This window comes from Lachnoclostridium sp. An14 (genome assembly GCF_002160755.1).
Taxonomy (GTDB): domain Bacteria; phylum Bacillota; class Clostridia; order Lachnospirales; family Lachnospiraceae; genus Lachnoclostridium_A.
In genome coordinates this window covers 98,069-120,082 of sequence record NZ_NFLE01000010.1, presented here as the reverse complement: position 1 = coordinate 120,082, position 22,014 = coordinate 98,069, and the positions used below count along the sequence as shown (strand labels likewise).

The following is a 22,014-nucleotide window of genomic DNA, read 5'->3' as shown; positions in this document are numbered from 1 at the left end:
GAGCTGGTTTGTTTGGCCGGGGTGGGGCGGTTTTTGGCGTCCGCGGCATTCACGGCATTCGCGGCGGCTGTTTCCAGGGCGGGCACCGTTTCCGGGGTGTGAGCCGTTTCCGGGGCAGGCACAGTTTCCAGGCCGGGCACCGTTTCCAGGGCGGGCACCGTTTCCCGGGCGTGAGCCGTTTCCAGGCCAGATACTGTTTGCCCTGTTTCCGCCCCGTTTCCAGCGGCCGCCCGCATCTGGCTGCGGTTTAAGAGAAAGGCCGATCCCACGGTGACGATACCCATGACCCAGAACAGGTATTTTCCTTCCGACAAAATGGCGGTAGTCTCGATCCCGGCGGCTCCGGCGGAGATGGCAGGCGCCCCCTGGATCACCAAGTCGTAGCTTAAGGCGATGCCGTGGCCGAACAGGTTCATAGACATGGCGGCCAACAGGGGGTTGAGCCCCGTTTTCACCGCGAAGGGGAGCATGATGGCCCCCACCAGGGCCACGGAGGGCGACGGCCACAGAAACAGGGAAAAGAGGAGCATGGCAAATCCCAGGATCCACCAGGTGAGGGCGGGGGTTTTCATCACCCGCGCCATGGGCGTCATAAGCAGGTAGTCGCTGCCTAAGTCCGTGAGGCATTTGGAGAGGGCCGTCACCAGGGCGATGGTGGCGATCACCTCCATGAACTGGGTAGCGGCGTACAGGATGGCTTTAAACACCACCTGGACGCCGCCGGCAACACTTCCCAGCCCCACGACCCCTAAGAAAAAGAGAAACGCGATGCAGACGGCCGGAGTGTCCCTTCGCAGGACCATCACCGCCAGAATCACGATGACGCCAACCAGATACAATATATGCAGAGGAGTGATGGCGATTGCATCAGGCATGAGAATTCCTCCTGTTTTTATTCAATATACCTTATATATATGTAGGAAAAAGCCGTTGCGGAACGGAAACGGGGCGGGTATAATAGATGAGACACCAGGGGCAAAAGGGGGAAAGCCGGCGAGGGCTTGTCCCTTCCGCCTGTCTGGACAGGCAAAATAAAAGGGCGGTGATCAAAATGGAAAAGGAACCGGTACTGGTAAGCGCCTGCCTGCTGGGCCTGCCCTGCCGCTACGACGGGCAGGGAAAGACCTATGAGGGAGTGGGGGAGCTGATGAGAGAATGCGCGCTCATCCCCATGTGCCCGGAACAGCTGGGCGGACTTCCCACCCCCCGTCCTCCGGCGGAACGGCAGGGAGACCGGGTAGTGACGGAAACGGGCACGGATGTGACAGAACCGTACGGGCGCGGGGCAAAAGGGGCCTTGCGTCTGGCAGAGCTCTACGGCTGCCGCCTGGCGCTTTTAAAGGAAAAAAGCCCTTCCTGCGGCTGCGGCCGCGTTTACGACGGCACATTTTCCAGGACGCTGACGGAAGGAAACGGCCTGACGGCGGAAACTCTGCTGTGCCAGGGAGTGGAAGTGTTCGGGGAGAGCCGTCTGCGGGAGCTGACGGAGCGGATCCGAGAGCGAAAGAAAGAGAGGTCAGAAGGATGAGAGAGACGAAAGTGACGAGGGAGCAGGCCATCAGCCTGCTGAAAAAATACAATCAGGAGCCGTTCCACGTGCTCCACGGCTTGACGGTGGAGGCGGTGATGCGCTGGTACGCCGGAGCCTGCGGCCGGGGAGAGGAGGCAGATTTCTGGGGCATGGCCGGACTGCTTCACGACGTGGATTTTGAGAAATATCCGGAGGAGCACTGCAAAAAGGCCCCGGAGCTTTTGGCAGAGGTGAACGCGGAGCCGGAGCTGGTGCACGCCATCGTGTGCCATGGCTACGGGCTGTGTTCCGACGTGGAGCCGGAGGACGAGATGGAGAAATTCCTGTTTGCCGCGGACGAGCTCACAGGCCTTATCGGAGCCGCGGCGAAAATGCGCCCCTCCAAGAGCTGTACGGACATGGAGCTTTCCAGCCTGAAAAAGAAATTTAAGGACAAACGGTTTGCCGCCGGCTGTTCCCGGGACGTGATCCGCACGGGGGCGGAGCGCCTGGGCTGGAGCCTGGAGGAGCTGATGGAAAAGACCCTGGAGGCCATGAAGGCCAGCGAGACGGCGGTAAATGAGGAGGCTGCGGTCTTGACAGGGGAGACAAAATAGAGTATGATTCCCCTGAAATGATGTGGGGTCAGAGGATCAGCGGAATGGTTGCGATTTTCCCCTTGGGGCTCCGGCATCCGAAAATGGCAAAAAGTTTGAGGAGAGTACATATACATGAAGATAGTCGTAAAGTTCGGCGGCAGTTCCCTTGCCAGTGCGAAACAGTTTAAAAAGGTGGCGGACATCATCCGCGCCGACAAGGGCAGAAGATACGTAGTGCCGTCTGCTCCCGGAAAAAGGAATGACAAGGACGAGAAGGTCACGGACCTGCTCTATCAGTGCTATGACGCCGCGTCCCAGGGAAAGAGCTATAAAAAGATTCTGGAAAAGATCCGGGACCGTTATGAGGAGATCATCGACGGCCTTCATCTGAATTTAAACCTGGATCACCAGTTCCAGATCATCGAGGAGAATTTCCAGGCGGGAGTGGGAAGGGATTACGCCGCTTCCCGGGGGGAATATTTAAACGGAATCCTGATGGCGGCCTATCTGGGAATCGAGTTCATCGACGCCGCTGACGTGGTGTTTTTCGATGAAAACGGCAACTTCCTGTCGGAGGAGACCAACCGGGAGCTGGAGGAGCGCCTGGCCCACACGGAGCGGGCGGTGATCCCCGGATTTTACGGCTCCGCCAAAGACGGCAGCATCCGCACCTTTTCCAGGGGCGGCTCTGACATCACCGGCTCCATCGTAGCCAGGGCCATTCACGCCGACTTATACGAGAACTGGACGGATGTGTCCGGCTTTTTGGTGGCGGACCCCAGGATCGTGGAGGATCCGGAGGTGATCGAGACCATCACCTACAAGGAGCTGCGGGAGCTGTCCTACATGGGAGCCAGCGTGCTTCACGAGGACGCCATTTTCCCGGTGCGCAAGGAGGGAATTCCCATCCACATCCGCAACACCAACCGTCCCCAGGACAAGGGTACGCTGATCGTGGAGAACACCTGCAGGAAACCGCGCCACATCATCACCGGAATCGCGGGAAAGAAGGGCTTTTGCTCCATGTACATCGAGAAAGCCATGATGAACTCCGAGGTGGGCTTTGGCAGGAAGGTGCTGGGCGTTTTAGAGGAGCAGGGCATTTCCTTTGAGCATATGCCCTCCGGCATCGACACCATGACCGTGTTCATCCATCAGACGGAATTTATGGCCCATGAACAGCAGGTGATCGCCGGGATTCACCGGGCGGCGGCCCCGGATTTCATTGATCTGGAGTCGGATCTGGCGCTGGTGGCGGTGGTTGGCCGCGGCATGAAGGGCAGCCGGGGAACGGCGGCGCGGGTATTTGCCGCTCTGGCCCATGCCCGCATCAATATCAAGATGATCGACCAGGGCTCCAGCGAGTCCAACATCATCGTGGGCGTGCGCAACGAGGACTTTGAGGAGGCGATCCGGGCCATCTACGACGTGTTTGTGACCACGGAGATATAGGAAAATCGGAACATGAAGATAGAAGGGACGCCGCGCAGGCGGGCGGGAGACTGCCGGGCTGGGGCGTTCCTTTTTGTATCGCGGAAGGCGTCAGTTTCTGTGATGCAAAAACCGGTGACGGAAGTTCTGGCGCGGAATAAAGCCGGCGAAAGCATATTTTGGCGCTGGTGGGCCCAGGGCTTGCGCCGGCGTACGGGAGAAGGAAATGGAGGAAACATGAGCAGAGTAGGGATCATCGGCGGCGGAGCCGCCGGAATGCTGGCCGCGGCGGCAGCCGCCGGCCAAGGGCAGGAAGTGCATCTTTTTGAGAAAAATGAAAAGCTGGGAAAGAAAATCTACATCACGGGAAAGGGCCGCTGCAACGTGACCAACGCCTGCGCCCCGGAGGATTTTTTCCAGAACGTGGTGACCAACGGGAAATTTTTGTACAGCAGCTTTTACGGCTTTACCAACCAGGACATTATGGATCTTCTGGAGCGGGAGGGCTGTCCCTTAAAGACGGAGCGGGGGCAGCGGGTGTTTCCCGTTTCCGACAAGTCCTCTGACGTGATCAAGGCCCTCTCAAACCACCTGTCCCGCCTAGGGGTGAACGTGCACTACCGCCAGGAGGTAGCCTCCCTGATGATCGAGGAGGGAAGGTGTGTGGGACTGCGGTTAAAAAGCGGGAGAGAGGAGCGGTTTGACCGGGTGATCGTGGCCACCGGCGGCCTTTCCTATCCCACCACCGGCTCCACCGGGGACGGCTACCGGTTTGCCAGGGAGGCGGGCCACAAGGTGACGGAGCTTTCCCCCGCCCTGGTGCCCTTTGAGACGGCGGAACCGGTGGGGAAAGAATTGCAGGGCCTGGCCTTAAAGAATGTGGAGGTCACCGTATATAAAGGAAAGAAGGTATTGTACCGGGAGTTTGGGGAAATGCTGTTTACCCATTTCGGGGTCAGCGGGCCGGTGCTCCTCTCCGCCAGCAGCTACGCCGCCAAGGCGCTGAAAAAGGAGCCTCTCACCCTGTCCATCGACTTAAAACCGGCCCTCTCCGAGGAACAGCTGGACGCCAGGCTGGTGCGGGAGTTTGAGGGGCAGCAGAACAAGCAGTTTAAAAACTCCCTGGGCGGCCTTCTGCCCGCCAAGCTCATCCCGGTGATGGTGGACCGCTCCGGCATCGATCCGGAGAAACGGGTGAACGAGATCACCAGGCAGGAGCGGCGGCAGCTCCTAAGCGCCCTGAAGGACTTCCGCCTGACCCTCACCGGCCTGCGGGGCTACAACGAGGCCATCATCACCCAGGGCGGCGTCTCCGTAAAGGAAATCAACCCGGCGACCATGGAGTCCAAACTGGTACCGGGCCTGTTTTTCGCCGGTGAGGTATTGGACGTGGACGCCGTGACCGGCGGTTTCAACTTGCAGGTGGCCTGGTCCAGCGGCTGGGCGGCTGGGATGGGGGCGGAAGGGTAGGACGTTTGTCTATCTGACGTTTCCAAATTACTACGCGCCGCGTGATGAATCCACCCAGACGTATACCGTCTGCCGGTGAAAGCAGAAATAAAACCGCCATCCAGTTCTATAAAATCAAGCATTCCCCTAAAAAATATACAAAATCTTAACAGATTGTAAAAAACCAGTCACGATATATTCAGGCTGGTTTTTTATGATGGAATCAGAACAAAAGCATACGCTTTTCCGTTCCGTGCACAGAACAGAGGAAAGGAACAAAAGAAAACATAGGGGGAAACAAAAATGATAGCATTAGTCGGTTTTATCATGATTGCGGTAATCGTATTCCTGCTTTTGAAGGGAAAAATGTCGCCGATTGTGGTGCTCACGGTAATACCTACGGTGGCGGCTCTGATTTTAGGGTTCGGGCCTTTGGAGGTGGCTGATTTTATTAAGGAAGGAATCGGCACCACCACCAGCAACGGAATCCTGTTCATCTTTTCCGTCATCTATTTCGGCGTCATGTCGGATACGGGAATGTTTGACGTGATCGTGAATTTCCTGGTAAAACGGGCAGGAAACAGCGTCATCGCCGTGACGGTGGCCACGGCCATTATCGCCACCATCGCCCATCTGGACGGCACCACGGCCACCACGGTACTGATCACCATTCCGGCTCTCTACCCGGTGTACAAGAGAATGAACATCGACACAAAGATCCTGCTCTGCCTCACCGGCGCCTGCATGGGCGTCATGAACCTGCTGCCCTGGGGCGGTCCTGTGGCAAGAGCCGCCACGGTACTGTCCATGGATGCCAATGAGCTGTGGCATATGCTGATTCCCATTCAGATCATCGGCCTGGCCATGAATATGGTTTTAGCCGTCCTTCTGGGAATGCTGGCAGTGAAACAGGGAGCCGGAGCCGGAAAAGGCATCGCGGTGGAAACGGATGAGAAGAAAAAAGAGGAGGAAGATGCCTTAAGACGTCCCAAGCTGCTGATTTTCAACCTGCTGCTGACGGTCTTCCTCATCGCCGTCCTCTCTGTGGGGATCGTGACCAGCTACGTAGCCTTCTTAGTGGCCCTGTGCCTGGCTCTGGCAGTGAATTATCCGGATCAGAAACTCCAGGACAAGCTGGTGAAAAAACACGCTCCCGCGGCCCTGATGATTTCCGCCACCCTGTTCAGCGCGGGCGCTATGGTAGGTATTTTTGACGGAACCGGAATGCTCACGGAGATGGCCACTGCCATTATGGGAATCATTCCCGATTTCCTGGGACAGTTCATCCACATCATTTTCGGAATCCTGGCTCTGCCGCTGGGACTTTGCATCGGAACCGACGCCTACTTCTACGGGATCATGCCTCTGGTAATGCAGGTGGGAGAGACCTACGGCGTGGCCTCCTTAAATACGGCCATTACCATGGTCATCGGAAAGAACCTGGCCCTGATGGTCAGCCCTCTGGTTCCGGCCACTTTCCTGGCCATCGGCCTGACCAACACGGAATTAAAGGATCACATGAAGTTCAGCATTCCGCCGTACTGGATCGTCAGCATCATTATGCTGGTGTTCGCGGTGGTGATCGGAGTGGTCGCGGTCTGATTTCGCGAAAATTACAAAAAGATATGGGAAACGGTTCCGCGTTTTCCCATATCTTTTTGTCGTATGAACGATTTCAGAGAAAGGAAAGGTTCCGAAGGGCAGAGAGACCGGGCCGCAGAGATGGGAAAACAGGAACCGTTGCGTTTAGAATAGGAAAACGCTATAATATTCAGATAAGACGCGGAGAAAAAGGGGTGCAGCAATGGCAAAAGAAAAAATACTGATTATAGATGACGAGCTGGCGGTACGGCTGGCGCTGAAGACGGCATTTGTCCGGGAAGGGATGGAAGTGGACGAGGCGGCCTGCGGAGAAGACGGGCTGAAACGGATCGGGGAGCAGACCTATGACCTGATCGTGCTGGATGTGATGATGCAGGATATGGACGGATACGCCATTCTCCAGAAACTCCGGGCAGAGGGGATCATGACGCCGGTGCTCATGCTCAGCGGAAGGGATCAGGAGATGGATCAGGTGCTGGGGCTGGGATTGGGGGCCGATGATTACCTGACAAAGCCCTTTCACCTGTCGGTGCTGATTCAGAAGGTGAAGGCCCTGATCCGGCGAAACAGCGTGTACAGCCATCAGCGCCGGAATACGGTGGAGGTGGGGCCCTTCAGCTTTGATCTGATGAAACTGGAGTGCAGAAAGGACGGCAGGCTGTTAAATTTTACCGCCAGGGAGCTGGCGCTGTTCCGTTTTTTCATGGAGCACCCGGGACAGGTCTTTACCAAAGAGCAGCTGTACTGCCAGGTGTGGAGCGAGCAGGTGGTGGATGACAACACCATCATGGTGTATATCAAACGGATTCGGGAAAAAATTGAGGAAAACGGGAGCCAGCCGGTGTATTTAAAAACCGTGCGGGGAATTGGGTACATTTTCTATGGACGGTCATAAAACGAAGCAGGGACGGAAGGAGTGGGGGTACGGAGCGGGGGCCGCGGTATTTACCGTGGCTGCCGGCCTTTTGGCCACCTGGGTGATTGTGTTTCTCACGGTCCGCTCCTATTCCGATTATAAGAAGGATCTGATTGAAATGCAGCAGGAGGAGCTGCTCACCATGGCGGAGACGGTGGGGGCCAGCCTGGTGAATTTTATCAATCAGGAGCTGGCGCGGATCGACCTGTACTATGATACCGCGGAGGAACAGAGGAAAATCTGGGATGCGGAGGCAAAGGAACAGGCTTCCGCCGCCTTTCTGGACAGCGGGGATGAGCTGTATGTGGCGGAGGTCTGTTTTGACGCCGAAGGACAGCGGATCTATGAACAGGGTAAGGTGGAGCTGGACGTTGAGAGCATTCCCGAAGGGGACCGGGCGGTGATCTGCGGCAAGCGCCTGGATGTTTCCCAAAAGCGGTATGAAATGTATATTTCCAGAAGGTTTTCCTGTGGAAATGAAGAATATACGGCAGTGTACGCCATGAATCTGGACGCGGTGTACGACCGGATTGTGGAGCCGGTGCGGATCGGGGACGGGGGCTATTCCGTGGTGAAGGACAGCAGCCTTTCTATTATTATGCACCACGCTCCCGATCAGATCGGTATGGACGCGGTCTATGACAGGAGCCAGCGGTATCCGGAGCTGGATCTCACCGACCTTTTCGCCTGGATTCAGCTGCAGCAGGAGCAGCCGGCGGGGGTGGGATTGATCAATTCTTACCAGTGGGACGACGAAGGCCCGAACCCGAACCCGGAAAAGCGGGTGGTGGCATACACCACCATCCAGCTGCCGGGGGAGAGCTGGATTGTCAATTCCACCATCCCCTACGAGGAGCTGAACGGCCCCTTAAACAGGATGATTCAGCGCCTGGCCTGGGTGAGCGGATGCTTTCTTCTGATGGTGGCCCTGTTTGTGTACGTGACCACAAAAAGCGTGGTCAGATACGGAGGGCAGAAACGGGAGATCGCCTATTTAAAGGAGATCAACGAGGGCATGGAACTGCTGTACCGGAAGGAGGAGCAGATCCAGCAGTACCAGCGGATGCAGTCGGTGGGACAGATGAGCAGCCGGATTGCCCACGAGTTCAACAACTATCTGACGCCGGTCATGGTGTACGGCGGCCTGCTGGAGACAGATGAGACCATCTCGGCGGAAAATCAGGAGCTGGTGCGGGGCATTCTGGACGCGGCCTCCCAGGCGGCGGACTTATCCAGAAAGCTTTTGGACTTCAGCCGGCAGGATTCCAGCGTCCGGCTCACTGCCGTCAATCTGACGGAAGGAATGAGGCAGGCGGTGGATATGATCCGCCAGCTGGTGCCGGAATCCGTCAGTTTCCGCGCGGAGCTGGAGGAGCGGGACTTTTACATCAAAGGACGGGCGGGAATGGCGGAGCAGATCCTTATGAACCTCTGCAACAATGCCTTTCATGCCATGGAGAACACCGGCGGCAGCCTGTCCGTGATTTATAAGACCTCCGTACCCCCGCCGGAAGGGCAGGAGAACCTGACGGAGTCCTCATGGGCGGTGCTGCGGGTAAAAGATACGGGCTGCGGCATCAGCAAAGAGGCCCAGGAGAAGATTTTCGAGCCCTTTTACACCACGAAGGGGAGAGGAAAGGGGACTGGCCTGGGGCTGGCGGTGATTCAGAACATGGTATCCGTGGCGGGAGGTTCCATCCGCCTGGAGAGCGAGCCGGGAAAAGGGACCGAATTTTTCCTCTATTTTCCGGAAACGGAGGCAGACGTCCCGGAAACCAGCGGGGAAAACGGAAGGGAAGTCAGCCGTGTGGGTGTGGTGGACGACGATCCGGAGATGCTCCGGACGCTGGAGCTCCTTCTCTCCCGAAAGGGGTACAAAGTCAGGTGCTGGAGCCATCCGGCGGTGGTGCTGTCCAAGCTGCAAAAGAAACGGGAGCTGTGCGACGTGATCCTCACCGACTACTCCATGCCCTCCATCAACGGGCTGGAGTTTGCGGAAATGGTGCGGAAACTAAATCCCGGCATCCGCCTCGTTCTCATGAGCGGAAAAGAGGAGGAGAAATTCTCCTGGTATCTGAAAAACGGGTTTCTGGATGGATTTATCCTGAAAACGGATATTGGGGAGCATATAGACGAGGTGCTGTGAGGGCTGGCGGGAAAATGAGGGGAAAAGGCCACGCTATTCCAGCGGAAAAATCAGCCGCGGCCGCGGCAGAACCCCGGGAGAGGGCTGTCCCTTTGAAATGCCGGGAAACCGATGGGGAATTCCCCAGAAAGGGGGCTTTTATGCCGGATTTTAAAGCGCTATTGAATACAGAGTTATACCGTTTTTTACAGACGGAGCCCCGTCTGGGAAAGCGGATCCTTCTTTTGGGCCTGGGCGGCAGCTACGCCTACGGCACCCATAACGAAAACAGCGACATTGATTTTCGCGGCATCACCTTAAACCTGCCCTCCGACCTGTTAGGACTGACGGAGTTTGAGCAGTATGAGGACACCCGCACGGACACGGTGATCTATTCCTTCAATAAGATGGTGAAACTCCTTCTGGAGTGTAACCCCAACACCTGCGAGATCCTGGGGCTGGAGGAGGATCAGTACCTGATGTTAACCCCCCTGGGCCGGGAGCTTTTGGAAAACAGGGCCATCTTCCTGTCCAAGCGGGCGGCGAAATCCTTCGGCGGCTACGCCGGAGCCCAGCTGCGGCGGCTGCAGAACGCCATCGCCAGGGATTCCATGCCTCAAAAGGAGCGGGAGCAGCACATTCTCCGTTCCGTGAGGAACGCCCTGGAGGACTTTCAGCGCCGCTACGCCTCCTTTGAGAAGGGCAGTATCCGGCTCTACATCGACCAGGCGGAGCATCCGGGGCTGGAGACGGAAATCTTCGTGGACGCGGACTACCGCCACCTGCCTCTGCGGGACTACGAACGGATGTGGGCCGCCATGCACAACGTGGTAAAGGATTACGATAAGCTGGGAAAACGGAACCGAAAAAAGGACGACAACCATTTAAACAAGCACGCCATGCACCTGATCCGCCTGTTTATGATGGCCATAGACATTCTGGAGCGGGGAGAAATCCGCACCAGGCGGACAGAAGAACATGACCTACTGGTCCGGATCCGGACCGGCGGGTTCCAGCGGGAGGATAAAACCTTCTCCCCGGAATTTTACGACCTGCTGGCAGACTATGAAACCCGTCTGGAGCGAGCGGCCAGGGAGAGCATTCTGCCGGACAACCCGGATATGGAGCGGGTGGAAACGTTTGTGGAGTCCATAAACCGCAGGGCATTGGAGGTGTAGCCGTGGAGAGAGACATCAGAAAAGAGATTGAGGAAACGTTGCTGGAGATTGAAAAACGGGAAAACGTACGCATTCTCCACGCTGTGGAGTCCGGGAGCCGGGCCTGGGGGCTGGCATCCCCGGACAGCGACTACGACGTGCGTTTTGTTTACGTGCGCCCAGCGGAGGAATATCTGCGCCTGGACGGCCCCAGGGACGTGATCGAGTGGCAGTTGGACGAGGTGCTGGATGTGAACGGTTGGGATCTGAAGAAAGCCCTGATCCAGTTTCAGAGAGGAAACGCCACCCTCTTTGAGTGGGCCAATTCCCCGGTGGTGTACCGCACCACAGAGGGCTGGAAAGAAGTGTTTCAGGCGGCAGAGCCATATTTTTCCATGAAAACGGCGGTGTACCACTACTATGGAACAGCCAAAAACACGTATCTCCAGGAGTTGCAGGAGGAACAGGTGCGGTACAAGAAGTATTTTTATGCCCTGCGCCCCCTGCTGGCGGTGCGGTATATGGAGACCTGGCGGCGGCCAGCCCCTGTTCCCTTTGACGAACTGCTGAAACAGGAGCTGCCCCCGGCCTTAAAAGAGGCCATCGGGGAGGTGCTGGCGGTCAAGCTGGTCTCCGCAGAACAGGAGCGTCATCCCCAAAACCCCATCCTCCAGGAATTTATCGAGGGGGAGCTGGAACGGCAGAAAACCCTGGCGGAAACGCTGCCAGACGACAGAAAACGGGACTGGAGCGGGCTGAACGGGGCGTTTTTGAAGGCGGTTGGATGGAAGAAGGGAGGAAAGGGATGAAGGTTCACGTGGCAGTGATGGAATTGCGGCTGTACGCCCCCTGGGTGCACTCCCTGAAGGAGAAACGGATGGTGGTAAAAAGCCTGCTGGGAAAAATCGGAAACAGGTATCATGTGTCGGCAGCGGAGACCGGGGAGCAGGACGTCCACCAGACCATTGTCATCGGGATCGCGGCCGTCGCGGCTCACAGCGCCCAGGCGGACAGCGTGATGGAAGATATTTTAGACTTTGTGGAGAGGAATACGGAGGCGGAAATCGTCTCCGTGGAGCGGGAGCTGCGGTAGACAGGGGGATGAAAAACCATGGGCCGGGCCGGAAATTCAGATATTTCCGGCCCGGCCGTTTTGCGCCCTGGGCGCTGGAAACCCGTTCAGCTCCCCACCGGTTTCAGCCGTCCTCAGCCTTCACGCCAGCCGCAGCAGGCGAACCAGCATCAGCCAGGCCATCCCATAGTAGGTGACTACGGCTACCAGGTCGTTGACCGTGGTGATGAGAGGGCCGGAGGCCACCGCCGGATCCACCTTGATCTTGTGGAAAAACAGGGGGATGACCGTTCCCGCCAGGCTGGAGATGGCCATGGCTAACACCAGGGAGATGCCCACGCAGGCGGAGACGGAAAAGGCGTACACCAGGGCCTGGCCCTTGAGCAGAAACACGTATATTCCGATGCAGACGAAGGCCACCAGGCCTAAAAGGCCGCCGTTTGCCAGGCCGATCCGCACTTCTTTCCACACCAGGGCCAGCTTTTCTCTCATGGTGACCCCGTCGTCCATGAGCACCCGGATGGTGACCGCCAGGGACTGGGTGCCCACATTTCCCGCCATATCCAGGATCAGGGACTGGAAACAGATGAGAAGGGCGATTTTTGCCACAATGCCCTCAAACATCCCCACCACCGTGGACACCATCATTCCCAGAAACAGCAGGGCCACCAGCCAGGGGAGCCGCTTTTTCATGCTCACTGCCAGGGTTTCCTTTAAATCCTCATTTTCCCCGCCCTCGGCGATGCCCGCCAGCTTGCTGTAGACCTCTCTGGATCTGGCCTCCACGTAGTCCACCACGTCCTGGACGGTGATCACTCCCACCAGCCGGCGGTCCCCGTTTAGCACGGGAAGGGAGTCTTCCTCATAGTCCCGGATCCAGTCCATGCAGGCTTCCGGGTCGTCGTGGTCGTAAACGAAGGGGTAAGAGGCAGTGATAATGGTCTCTAAGGGCGTGTGCTCCCTGGCCAGGATCAGTTCCTTTAAGTCGATGGCTCCGGCAAAGCGGCCGGACTCGTCCACGGCGTAGAGGGTGGAAATGTTGTCGTTTTCCTCGCTCTGGCGGATCAGCTCTGTCATAGCCTCCTTGACCGTCAGATCCCGGCGGATGGAGATGTAGTTGGTGGTCATAAGGCTGCCGATCTCATCGTCTCCGTAGGAGGCGAGAAACCGGATTTCCCCGGAGGTTTCCCGGCTCAGCCGCGGCTCGACGCTGCGGGCGAAGGATTCCGGCACCTGCTCCAAAAGCCTGGCGGCCTCGTCGGAATCCATGTGCTCCAGGATGCCTGCCGCCTGGTCCGGGGTCAGCTCCGTCAAGCGGCTGTCCGCCTCCTCGTAGTAGGGGAAAAGTTCCGCCGTCCATCCTTCGCCCAGGACGCCGTAGAGGGCCTGCCGCTCAGCGGGGGTAAGGGCCTCCAGGGCCAGGGCGATATCCCGGTCATGGTAGGCGTCCAGGCCGGAGAGGAGCGCCGTCTGGTCCGGGCTCCTGCGGATGAAACGGATGATTTCCAGGGTCATGTTCTCGTTGATAAAGTCCTGTCTTTTCATAGGGGTTCCTCCTTTTCGTCAGAGGGACAGGCGAACCCCCGCAGATGCCGAACGGCCGCATAGGTCCGCATATCCCGTGTTAGTTGTGTCAGGGTAACTGTCGCCGTCCATTCATCTGCCTCCTTTCTCATCAAAATAGATCGCCTCCCGCCGGAGGCTTTTGTGTCATGGGAAACGCTTTCCTATGACATAAAAAAGCCATATCACACGGCCTAAACGTATGATATGGCGGTACGGGTACGTATCATATCGTTCAAGCTTTAGCTTCCCAGGGCGTGCAGTTGCGTTATTCGGCGCCTTGAAACGACGCAGACTGTTGACCAGATTAAGAGTGTCTCCACCTTTAACCGGCAGCAACCCATATCCCTGAGGTAGCCTCACCTACCGAATATTATTGCCCCTTCATTCTGACACAGACGGCGGCCGTTGTCAAGGAAAAATAAATCTTGCCCCGGCCTTTAAAGTGTGCTACCATGCTATGTATCGCAGGTTTCCGCCTGCACATTTTTATGAGAGGGAAACGAAAGGTCAGAAGATGGGAAGAAACACGGCTTACGGTCTCTTTGCCGCCTGTTTTGGGGGCGGGGAGGAGATTCGATGATTGTATGCGAGGCGCTCTGCAAGAGCTTTGGAACGGTAGACGCCGTCCGGGAGGTGTCCATGAAGGTGCCGGACGGGACGTTTTTGGGGCTTTTAGGGCCCAACGGGGCGGGGAAAACCACCCTGATGCGGATGATGACCGGGCTTTTGATGCCCGATGCCGGCACGGTGTCCTTTGACGGGAAGGTCATGGACCGGAACGCGGTGGAGGTAAAACAGGCCATCGGGATCACCAGCCAGCACATCAACCTGGACAAGGAGCTGACGGTGGAGGAAAATATGGAGTTCGCCGGCCGGCTGTACCGCATGGACAAAGGGGACATCGCAGCGGCCACGGACCGGCTGCTGGCATTTTTAGGGCTGGACGGGGTGAGAACCAGGGTGGCCCAGAACCTGTCGGGAGGGATGAAACGGAAACTGATGATCGCCAAATCCCTGATCCACGACCCCCAGTACCTGTTTTTGGATGAGCCTACCGTGGGCATTGACCCCAACGCCCGCCGGGACATCTGGGATTTTCTGCGCCTGCAGCACAAGGAGGGGAAAACGATCCTCCTCACCACCCATTACATCGAGGAGGCGGAGCAGCTCTGCGACCAGGTGATGCTCATTGACGGAGGCAAAATTTTCCGGGAGAACACGCCGGAGGGGCTGATCGCGGAGATTGGCAGCTTTAAGGTGGAGTACGACGGGGGAGAGAAACGGCGGTCAGAATTTTTCCCCACCCTGGCGGAGGCGAGAGCCAGGGCCGCCGGGATGGATGTGCTCTGCAACGTGGGAAAATCCACGTTGGAGGACGTGTTCTTTCACTATACCAGCAAGGAGGTGGGAGGATGGAGATAACCACGATTTTGTGGAGGGAATGGCTGTTTTTCAAGCGGAGATTCTGGCGCATCACCCTGTCTCAGATGGTATCGCCCCTGCTGTACTTCGTCACCTTCGGCATGGGCCTGGGGCGGGTGATGGAGGTGGATGGAAGGCCCTATCTGTCCTACCTGCTGCCGGGGCTTTTGGCCATGACCACCATGAGAAACAGCTACACCTCCGTTTCCACCCGCATCAGCGTTATGCGGCTCCACGAGAAAAGCTTTGAGTGCTACCTCTATTCTCCCACCAGGATGTACCTTCTGGCCATGGGCCATATCCTGGCGGGGGCGCTACGGGGAATGTACTCCGGGCTCTTTATCCTGATCCTGGGACTGGTGTCCGGGGCCGGCCTGGCTTTAAACGGCTGGCTCTTTGCCGCCGTGGCCGTCAACGCCCTGATGTTCGCCGCCCTGGGCTTTCTGGCGGCCATGCTCATGGAGAGCCACTACGACATGAATAACTTTACCAACATCGTCATCACCCCCATGTCCTTCCTCTGCGGCACCTTTTTCTCCCTGGAGGGGATTCCTACGGTGCTCAAATGGGTGGTGAACGCCATGCCCCTGACCCACACCACCCGGCTCATCCGGGAGCTGTCCTTCGGGGGCAGCGTGTACTGGCCGTCCATGGCGGCGGCGGTGCTGTTTACGGCGGCCTTCTCCTTCCTCTGCGTGCGGGCCTGCTACCGGGAGGTGTGACGGAGGAAACGGGGACGCCTTGGACGGGGAATGGTTTCCTGCCGCGCGCCCTGCAATCCGCTCACTCATAAATTTCATAGTAACTTGCGCCAGGCCAGCGGATTGGGTACAATCGGCACAGAGGGAGACGATTCTCCCCGGAAGGAGGGGCTTTTATGTATCAGCATAAACTGGAACGGGACATCCGCTGCCCGCTGGAATACGGCCTGGAGCTGTTTGGCGGAAAGTGGAGGTCGAGAATTATCTGCGTACTGGCGGAAAAGAAGGTGCTACGCTACAGCGAGCTGCGCAGGGAAATGGGAAATATCACGGACGCGGTGCTGGCCGCCACCTTAAAGGAACTGATGGCGGACGGCATGGTCGCCCGGAAATCCTACGACGAGATCCCGCCGCGGGTGGAGTATTCCCTGACGGAAAAGGGAAACTCGGTGGTTCCCATTTTGCAGACCATCTGCCAGTGGGCGGGGGCCTACCACAGAGAGGAGTGGGAGCCGTCCATGGTGCAGTGCAGGCGGTGCGACTACCGGTAACCGGCAGGAAAAGGCGGTTTCTTACATAAAATTTTCCAATTCAGGGCATGATAACATGGAATCCAAAACAGGAACATTTCGGAACAGGAGGACATGACAATGCCAGATTTGAAAAACAGTGAGACTGCCAGAAACTTAATGCGGGCCTTCGCGGGAGAGAGCCAGGCCAGAAACCGCTACACCTTCGCGGCGGGGATGGCGAAGAAGGAAGGGCTGCCGGTGATCGAGGCCATTTTCCAGTTCACCGCCAACCAGGAAAAGGAGCACGCGGAAATCTTTTACAACCACTTGGAGGAGCTGGCGGGACAGACCATCCAGATCGACGGCGGCTACCCGGTGGACATTTACCCCGGCACCCTGGATCTTTTAAAGGCGGCCCGCCACAACGAGTACGAGGAGCACGACGACGTGTACCGCCGGTTTGCCCAGATCGCCAAGGAGGAGGGCTTTGACCGGATCAGCAGCAGTTTTGAGATGATCGCGTCCATCGAGAAGGTTCACGGGGACCGGTTCCATCTGTTTGCGGAGATGATGGAAAAGAACCAGCTCTTTGTGTCAGAGATTGACACAGGCTGGATGTGCTTAAACTGCGGCTATGTCTACCACGGAAAGAACGCCCCGGCAAAATGCCCGGTGTGCAGCCATGAGCAGGGGTATTTCATCCGTCTGGAGCTGGCCCCTTATATCCAGTGATGGGAGGAACCATGATTTTAGAGTTGACAGCAGCAGCCTGTCTGGCGGCAGCCGGCGGGCTGCTCCGCTCAGAGTATGAGAAACGCCACTTTGTGGCGGAGGAATACACCGTCACATCGAAAAAAATCAGAAAGGACAGGACCGCGGTGTTCCTGTCCGACCTACATAACCAGGAGTTTGGGCCGGGAAACCGGGAGCTTTTGCAGGCCATCGGCGCCGTCCGTCCCGACCTGATTCTCATCGGCGGGGACATGATGGTGGCTAAGGGTGCCTATGAGCTGGAGCCGGCCCTTCATCTGATCAAAGAGCTGGCGTCCCGCTATCCCGTCTACTGCGGGAACGGAAACCACGAGACGCGGATGGCCGCCGGGCCGCAGAGAGAGCGGTATGAGGAGTATGTCAGGGAGCTGAAACAGGCGGGGGCCGTCTGCCTTTCCAATGAGACGGCGGTGGACGGAGATCTGGCCATCACCGGGATTGACCTGGAAAAGGCGTATTACGAGAAATTCCGCCCGGCCAAATTAAAGAGGGAAGACGTGGCCCGTCTGGCGGGGAGGGCGGACCGGGAGCGGTTTCAGATCCTTCTGGCCCATTCTCCCCTGTTTTTTGACGCCTACCGGGGCTGGGGGGCGGATTTGACGCTGGCGGGCCATTTCCACGGGGGAACCATCCGCCTGCCGGTGCTTGGCGGGGTGATGACGCCCCAGTATCAGTTTTTCCTGCCCTGCTGCGCCGGGGACTTTGAGGAGGACGGGAAACGGATGATCGTCAGCCGCGGGCTGGGCACCCATTCCATCCGCATCCGGTTCAACAACAAACCACAAGTTGTTGTGGTGCGTTTGAAATCCTGATCTATATTTTGGTAAAATGGCTTATTTACAGAATGGGAAAAGTCTGCTATACTGAGTATCGCGATTCCGCAGGGAAACGCTGCGGGAAAGGACAGAGAGAACATGAGTATTTCCTATAAATTAGAGCAGTTTGAGGGGCCCCTGGATTTGCTGCTGCACCTGATTGAAAAAAATAAGGTGAGCATTTATGACATCCCCATCGCCGAGATCACGGAGCAGTACCTGGACTACGTGAGCCGGATGGAGCGGGAGGACTTAAATGTGGTCAGCGAATTTCTGGTGATGGCGGCCACCCTTCTGGACATCAAGTCCCGGATGCTCCTGCCAGCCGAGGTGAACGAGGAGGGCGAGGAGGAGGATCCCAGGGCGGAGCTGGTGGCCAGACTGCTGGAATACAAGATGTACAAATACATGGCTCTGGAGCTAAAGGACCGGGAGCTGGACGCGGACAAGGTCCTCTACAAAGCCCCCACCATCCCCAAGGAGGTGGCAAAGTACGAGCCGCCGGTGGATCTGGACAAGCTCTTAGACGGGCTGACCCTGGCAAAGCTTCAGGGGATCTTCGAGGCGGTGATGCGCCGTCAGGAGGACAAGGTGGATCCCATCCGTAGCCGGTTCGGCACCATCCGCCGGGAGCCGGTGAGCCTGGAGCAGAAGATCGCCTCCGTCATGGGCTACGCCAGAGAGCACCGGAAATTCAGTTTCCGCTCCATGCTGGAAAAGCAGGGGGATAAGCTGGAGATCGTGGTCACCTTCTTAGCGGTGCTGGAGCTGATGAAAATCGGAAAGATCCGCCTTACCCAGGAGGAGCTCTTTGACGACATGGAGATCGAGACTCTGGAAGCGGAAGGCGAGGAGGAGGAACTGGACTTAGAGGGCATCGGGGAGCTGGAATAGGCGGCAGGCAAAAAGAAAAGCGGGAGTTTACATATGGGAGACAGATACGAGGACGAGGAATTTCATTTGGATGAGGTGATGGCCCGCCATGAGGCCATGGAGGAGGAGCTTTTGCGGGAGGAATTTGAGCAGCTGCGGCTGGAGGGACTCCCGGAGGAGACCCCGCCCGCCAGGCCGGGAGCCTACCCGGAGAGCGACTGGGAGGCCATTGTGGAGGCGGTGCTGTTTACCATGGGTTCGTCTGTGGAGTTAAAACAGCTGGCGGTGGCCATTGACCAGGATATGAAGACAGCCTGGACGGTGGTACAGAGACTGAAAAAACGGTACGAGGCGGAAAACCGGGGGATGCAGGTCATTGAGCTGGAGGATAGGGTGCAGCTGTGCACAAAGGCCCGGTTTTATGAGAACCTGATCCGGGTGGCCTCCGCGCCGAAAAAACAGGTGCTCACAGACGTGATGCTGGAGACCCTGTCCATCATCGCCTACAAGCAGCCGGTGACGAAAATGGAGATTGAAAAGATCCGCGGCGTCAAGTCCGACCACGCCGTAAACCGTCTGGTGGAGTACAACTTAGTCTACGAGGCCGGGCGGCTGGACGCCCCTGGACGGCCGGCCCTGTTTGCCACCACGGAAGAATTTCTGCGGAGGTTCGGCATTGGCTCCACAGAGGATCTGCCGGACGTGGCTCCGGAGCAGATCGAGGAGTTTAAGCAGGAGGCCGAGGAGGAGCTGCAGTACCACCCGGAGGAGGCAGACGGAAAGCCGGAGAGCGGGGGAGAGCAGGAGCAGCTGTCCTTTGCGGAGGCGGCCGCGGCGTCGGAGACCGGGGCGGGAGCGGATTTTGCGGATGAAGAAACCACCCAGGCTGGGGAGGAAGGATTTGATTTTGCGGATGAGGAAGTATCCCAGGCCGGGGCGGAAGGATTCGATTCCGTGAAAGAGGAAGGATCGCAGGAACCGGCAGCGGCTTTGGATTTTGCGGATGAGGAAGTATCCCAGGATGTGTCTGAGGAATCCGGTTCCGCGGATGAGGAAACCACCCAGGAACCAGAACCGGACGAGGATTTTGCGAATGAGGAAACATCTCAGGATGCGTCTGCGGATTTCGGGCCTGCGAACGGGGAAACATTCCAGGAGCTGGATTCCCCTGATGGGGAAAAGCCCCAGGAGCCGCCCGCCCAGGCGGATACCACGGTTTCCCGGGAGGAACGGATTTTCGACCAGCCGGAGGGACAGCAATCAGATCAGCGACAGGCAGAAGAAATTGGAGGAGAGACCATTGAAGTGCAGTGATATTAAAGTCATAAAAAAAGACGGAACGAAGGAAGAATTTAACGTACAGAAGGTTGTGGTGGCGGTGAATAAGTCCGCGGAGCGGGCCATGATCACCTTTTCCCAGGCAGAGCTCACCTTCATCTGCCAGTTTGTGGAGGAGAAGGCGGAGGCCCTGGACGTGCCGGAGATCCCCATCGCCCAGATGCACAACCTGGTGGAGGGCGCCCTGGAGAAGGTAAACCCGGCCGTGGCCAAGAGCTACCGGGACTACCGCAACTACAAGCAGGATTTCGTGCAGATGCTGGACGAGGTCTACAAAAAGAGCCAGTCCATCATGTACATCGGCGACAAGGAAAATTCCAACACCGACAGCGCCCTGGTTTCCACCAAGCGCAGCCTGATTTTCAACGAGCTGAACAAATCCCTCTACCAGAAGTTTTTCATGACGGTGGAGGAGCTGCAGGCCTGCCGGGACGGCTACATTTATATCCACGATATGTCCGCCAGACGGGACACCATGAACTGCTGCCTGTTTAACGTCAAGGAAGTGCTCACCGGCGGTTTCGAGATGGGAAACTTATGGTACAACGAGCCCAAGACCCTGGACGTGGCCTTCGACGTCATCGGAGACATCGTGTTAAGCGCCGCCAGCCAGCAGTACGGCGGCTTTACGGTGCCCAGCGTGGAGGAGATTTTAGCCCCCTACGCGGAGAAATCCTACGAGAAATACACGGAAAAATACGAAAACCTGGGGCTGGACCACGACAAGGCCGAGGAGGTAGCCTGGGCCGACGTGCAGAGGGATATGGAGCAGGGATTCCAGGGATGGGAGTATAAATTCAACTCCGTTTCCTCCAGCCGCGGCGACTACCCCTTTATCACCATGACCGCCGGCACCGGCACCAGCCGTTTCGCCAAAATGGCCACCATCACCATGTTAAACGTCCGCAAAAAGGGACAGGGAAAGAAAGGCCACCGGAAACCGGTGCTGTTCCCGAAAATCGTGTTCCTCTACGACGAAAAGCTGCACGGGCCGGGAGGAGAGCTGGAGGACGTCTTCGAGGCGGGAATCGAGTGCTCCAGAAAGACCATGTACCCCGACTGGCTCTCCCTCACGGGAAAAGGCTACATCGCCAGTATGTACAAGCAGTATGGCAAGATCATTTCCCCCATGGGCTGCCGGGCGTTTTTATCCCCCTGGTATGAGCGGGGCGGGATGTACCCGGCGGACGAGAAGGACGCGCCGGTGTTCGTCGGCCGTTTCAACGTAGGCGTCGTCAGCCTTCACCTGCCCATGATCCTGGCAAAGGCCAGACAGGAGAGCCGGGATTTTTTTGAGGTGCTGGACTACTACCTGAACCTGATCCGCAAGCTGCACATCCGCACCTACGCCTATTTAGGGGAGATGCGGGCGTCCACCAACCCCCTGGCCTACTGCGAGGGCGGTTTTTACGGCGGCCATCTGGGCCTTCACGACAAGATCAAGCCTCTGTTAAAGACGGCCACCGCCTCCTTCGGCATCACCGCCTTAAACGAGCTCCAGCGCCTGTACAACGGGAAATCCCTGGTGGAGGACGGCGCTTTCGCCCTGGAGACCCTGGAGCACATCAATAAAAAGGTGGACGAGTTCAAAAAAGAGGACGGCAACCTGTACGCCATCTACGCCACCCCGGCGGAGAACCTCTGCGGCCTGCAGATCAAGCAGTTCCGCAAGAAATATGGCATCGTGGAAAACGTGTCCGACCGGGAGTATGTGAGCAACGGGTTCCACTGCCACGTGACGGAGGACATCACCCCCATCGAGAAACAGGATCTGGAGTACCGGTTCTGGGAGCTGTGCAACGGAGGAAAGATCCAGTACGTGAAATACCCCATCAGCTACAACGTGGAGGCGGTGAAAACCCTGGTGCGCCGCGCCATGGACTTAGGCTTTTACGAGGGCGTAAACCTGTCCCTGGCCTACTGCGACGACTGCGGCCACGAGGAGCTGGAGATGGATGTCTGCCCCAAATGCGGCAGCCGCAACTTAACGAAGATTGACCGCATGAACGGCTATTTAAGCTATTCCAGAGTCAAGGGAGACACCCGGTTAAACGACGCCAAGATGGCGGAGATCGCTGAGAGAAAGAGTATGTAAGGAAAAACGGCGGAAGAAAAGCCATAAAAGAACAGGATAAAACGAACGGCAGGGCTGCCG

The 22,014-nt window shown here is 57.5% G+C and carries 19 protein-coding genes, 1 pseudogene and 1 riboswitch; of the genes and pseudogenes, 18 read left to right on the top strand and 2 right to left on the bottom strand.

Annotated elements, in window-relative coordinates; translation table 11 throughout:
• Positions 1-875: pseudogene (locus B5E84_RS07940) on the bottom strand (hypothetical protein); the annotation flags it as partial.
• 176 nt (positions 876-1,051) lie between these two features.
• On the opposite strand from B5E84_RS07940, the gene B5E84_RS07935 reads away from it, so the two are divergent.
• The 10 genes from B5E84_RS07935 to B5E84_RS07890 all read left to right on the top strand — a co-directional run bounded on the left by B5E84_RS07935 (position 1,052) and on the right by B5E84_RS07890 (position 11,882).
• Positions 1,052-1,528, top strand: a complete 477-nt coding sequence (locus tag B5E84_RS07935) for a 2-thiouracil desulfurase family protein (RefSeq protein WP_087221581.1) — start codon at positions 1,052-1,054, stop codon at positions 1,526-1,528.
• Complete coding sequence (locus B5E84_RS07930) at positions 1,525-2,127, top strand: hydrolase (protein ID WP_087221566.1); 603 nt, start codon at positions 1,525-1,527, stop codon at positions 2,125-2,127. The genes B5E84_RS07935 and B5E84_RS07930 overlap by 4 nt, the downstream gene beginning before the upstream one ends.
• A gap of 114 nt (positions 2,128-2,241) precedes the next feature.
• The gene (locus B5E84_RS07925) at positions 2,242-3,561 is read left to right on the top strand and encodes an aspartate kinase (protein WP_087221565.1); all 1,320 of its coding nucleotides are present in this window, start codon (positions 2,242-2,244) and stop codon (positions 3,559-3,561) included.
• Positions 3,562-3,777: 216 nt separating this feature from the next.
• Positions 3,778-5,010 (top strand): BaiN/RdsA family NAD(P)/FAD-dependent oxidoreductase, encoded by a 1,233-nt coding sequence (locus tag B5E84_RS07920; protein WP_087221579.1) that lies wholly within the window; start codon positions 3,778-3,780, stop codon positions 5,008-5,010.
• Positions 5,011-5,292: 282 nt separating this feature from the next.
• Positions 5,293-6,591: a CitMHS family transporter gene (locus B5E84_RS07915; protein WP_087221563.1), complete on the top strand. Its 1,299-nt coding sequence runs from the start codon at positions 5,293-5,295 to the stop codon at positions 6,589-6,591.
• Positions 6,592-6,793: 202 nt separating this feature from the next.
• Entirely contained in the window at positions 6,794-7,486 is a 693-nt protein-coding gene (locus B5E84_RS07910) for a response regulator transcription factor (protein WP_087221560.1), read from the top strand.
• On the top strand, positions 7,473-9,653 hold the full coding sequence (locus B5E84_RS07905) for an ATP-binding protein (protein ID WP_087221558.1): 2,181 nt from the start codon (positions 7,473-7,475) through the stop codon (positions 9,651-9,653). Before B5E84_RS07910 ends, B5E84_RS07905 begins: the two co-directional genes overlap by 14 nt.
• A 140-nt stretch (positions 9,654-9,793) precedes the next feature.
• Entirely contained in the window at positions 9,794-10,810 is a 1,017-nt protein-coding gene (locus B5E84_RS07900; RefSeq protein ID WP_087221577.1) for a nucleotidyltransferase domain-containing protein, read from the top strand.
• 2 nt (positions 10,811-10,812) lie between these two features.
• On the top strand, positions 10,813-11,598 hold the full coding sequence (locus B5E84_RS07895; protein WP_242963323.1) for a nucleotidyltransferase domain-containing protein: 786 nt from the start codon (positions 10,813-10,815) through the stop codon (positions 11,596-11,598).
• Positions 11,595-11,882 (top strand): DUF503 domain-containing protein, encoded by a 288-nt coding sequence (locus B5E84_RS07890; protein ID WP_087221556.1) that lies wholly within the window; start codon positions 11,595-11,597, stop codon positions 11,880-11,882. Before B5E84_RS07895 ends, B5E84_RS07890 begins: the two co-directional genes overlap by 4 nt.
• A 120-nt stretch (positions 11,883-12,002) precedes the next feature.
• Here the strand turns inward: B5E84_RS07890 and mgtE are convergent, their stop codons facing one another.
• A complete protein-coding gene (gene mgtE, locus B5E84_RS07885; protein ID WP_087221554.1) occupies positions 12,003-13,406 on the bottom strand; it encodes a magnesium transporter in 1,404 nt (467 codons plus the stop codon).
• Positions 13,407-13,643: 237 nt separating this feature from the next.
• Positions 13,644-13,802, bottom strand: a riboswitch (M-box (ykoK) riboswitch).
• Positions 13,803-14,003: 201 nt separating this feature from the next.
• Between mgtE and B5E84_RS07880 the strand changes: the two genes are divergently transcribed.
• The 8 genes from B5E84_RS07880 to nrdD all read left to right on the top strand — a co-directional run bounded on the left by B5E84_RS07880 (position 14,004) and on the right by nrdD (position 21,954).
• Entirely contained in the window at positions 14,004-14,849 is an 846-nt protein-coding gene (locus B5E84_RS07880; protein ID WP_087221552.1) for an ABC transporter ATP-binding protein, read from the top strand.
• A complete protein-coding gene (locus B5E84_RS07875; protein ID WP_087221550.1) occupies positions 14,840-15,571 on the top strand; it encodes an ABC transporter permease in 732 nt (243 codons plus the stop codon). The genes B5E84_RS07880 and B5E84_RS07875 overlap by 10 nt, the downstream gene beginning before the upstream one ends.
• 155 nt (positions 15,572-15,726) lie before the next feature.
• Positions 15,727-16,101 carry a winged helix-turn-helix transcriptional regulator gene (locus tag B5E84_RS07870; RefSeq protein ID WP_087221548.1) on the top strand — a complete coding sequence of 125 codons (375 nt, stop codon included), beginning with the start codon at positions 15,727-15,729 and terminating at the stop codon, positions 16,099-16,101.
• A gap of 99 nt (positions 16,102-16,200) precedes the next feature.
• Positions 16,201-16,794, top strand: a complete 594-nt coding sequence (gene rbr, locus B5E84_RS07865) for a rubrerythrin (protein ID WP_087221546.1) — start codon at positions 16,201-16,203, stop codon at positions 16,792-16,794.
• 11 nt (positions 16,795-16,805) lie between these two features.
• On the top strand, positions 16,806-17,645 hold the full coding sequence (locus B5E84_RS07860; RefSeq protein WP_087221544.1) for a metallophosphoesterase: 840 nt from the start codon (positions 16,806-16,808) through the stop codon (positions 17,643-17,645).
• 102 nt (positions 17,646-17,747) lie between these two features.
• Complete coding sequence (locus B5E84_RS07855; RefSeq protein ID WP_087221542.1) at positions 17,748-18,542, top strand: segregation and condensation protein A; 795 nt, start codon at positions 17,748-17,750, stop codon at positions 18,540-18,542.
• A gap of 33 nt (positions 18,543-18,575) precedes the next feature.
• Positions 18,576-19,835, top strand: a complete 1,260-nt coding sequence (scpB, locus tag B5E84_RS21490) for an SMC-Scp complex subunit ScpB (protein ID WP_330374210.1) — start codon at positions 18,576-18,578, stop codon at positions 19,833-19,835.
• Positions 19,822-21,954, top strand: a complete 2,133-nt coding sequence (gene nrdD, locus B5E84_RS07845; protein WP_087221540.1) for an anaerobic ribonucleoside-triphosphate reductase — start codon at positions 19,822-19,824, stop codon at positions 21,952-21,954. Before scpB ends, nrdD begins: the two co-directional genes overlap by 14 nt.
• Positions 21,955-22,014 lie beyond the last annotated feature (60 nt).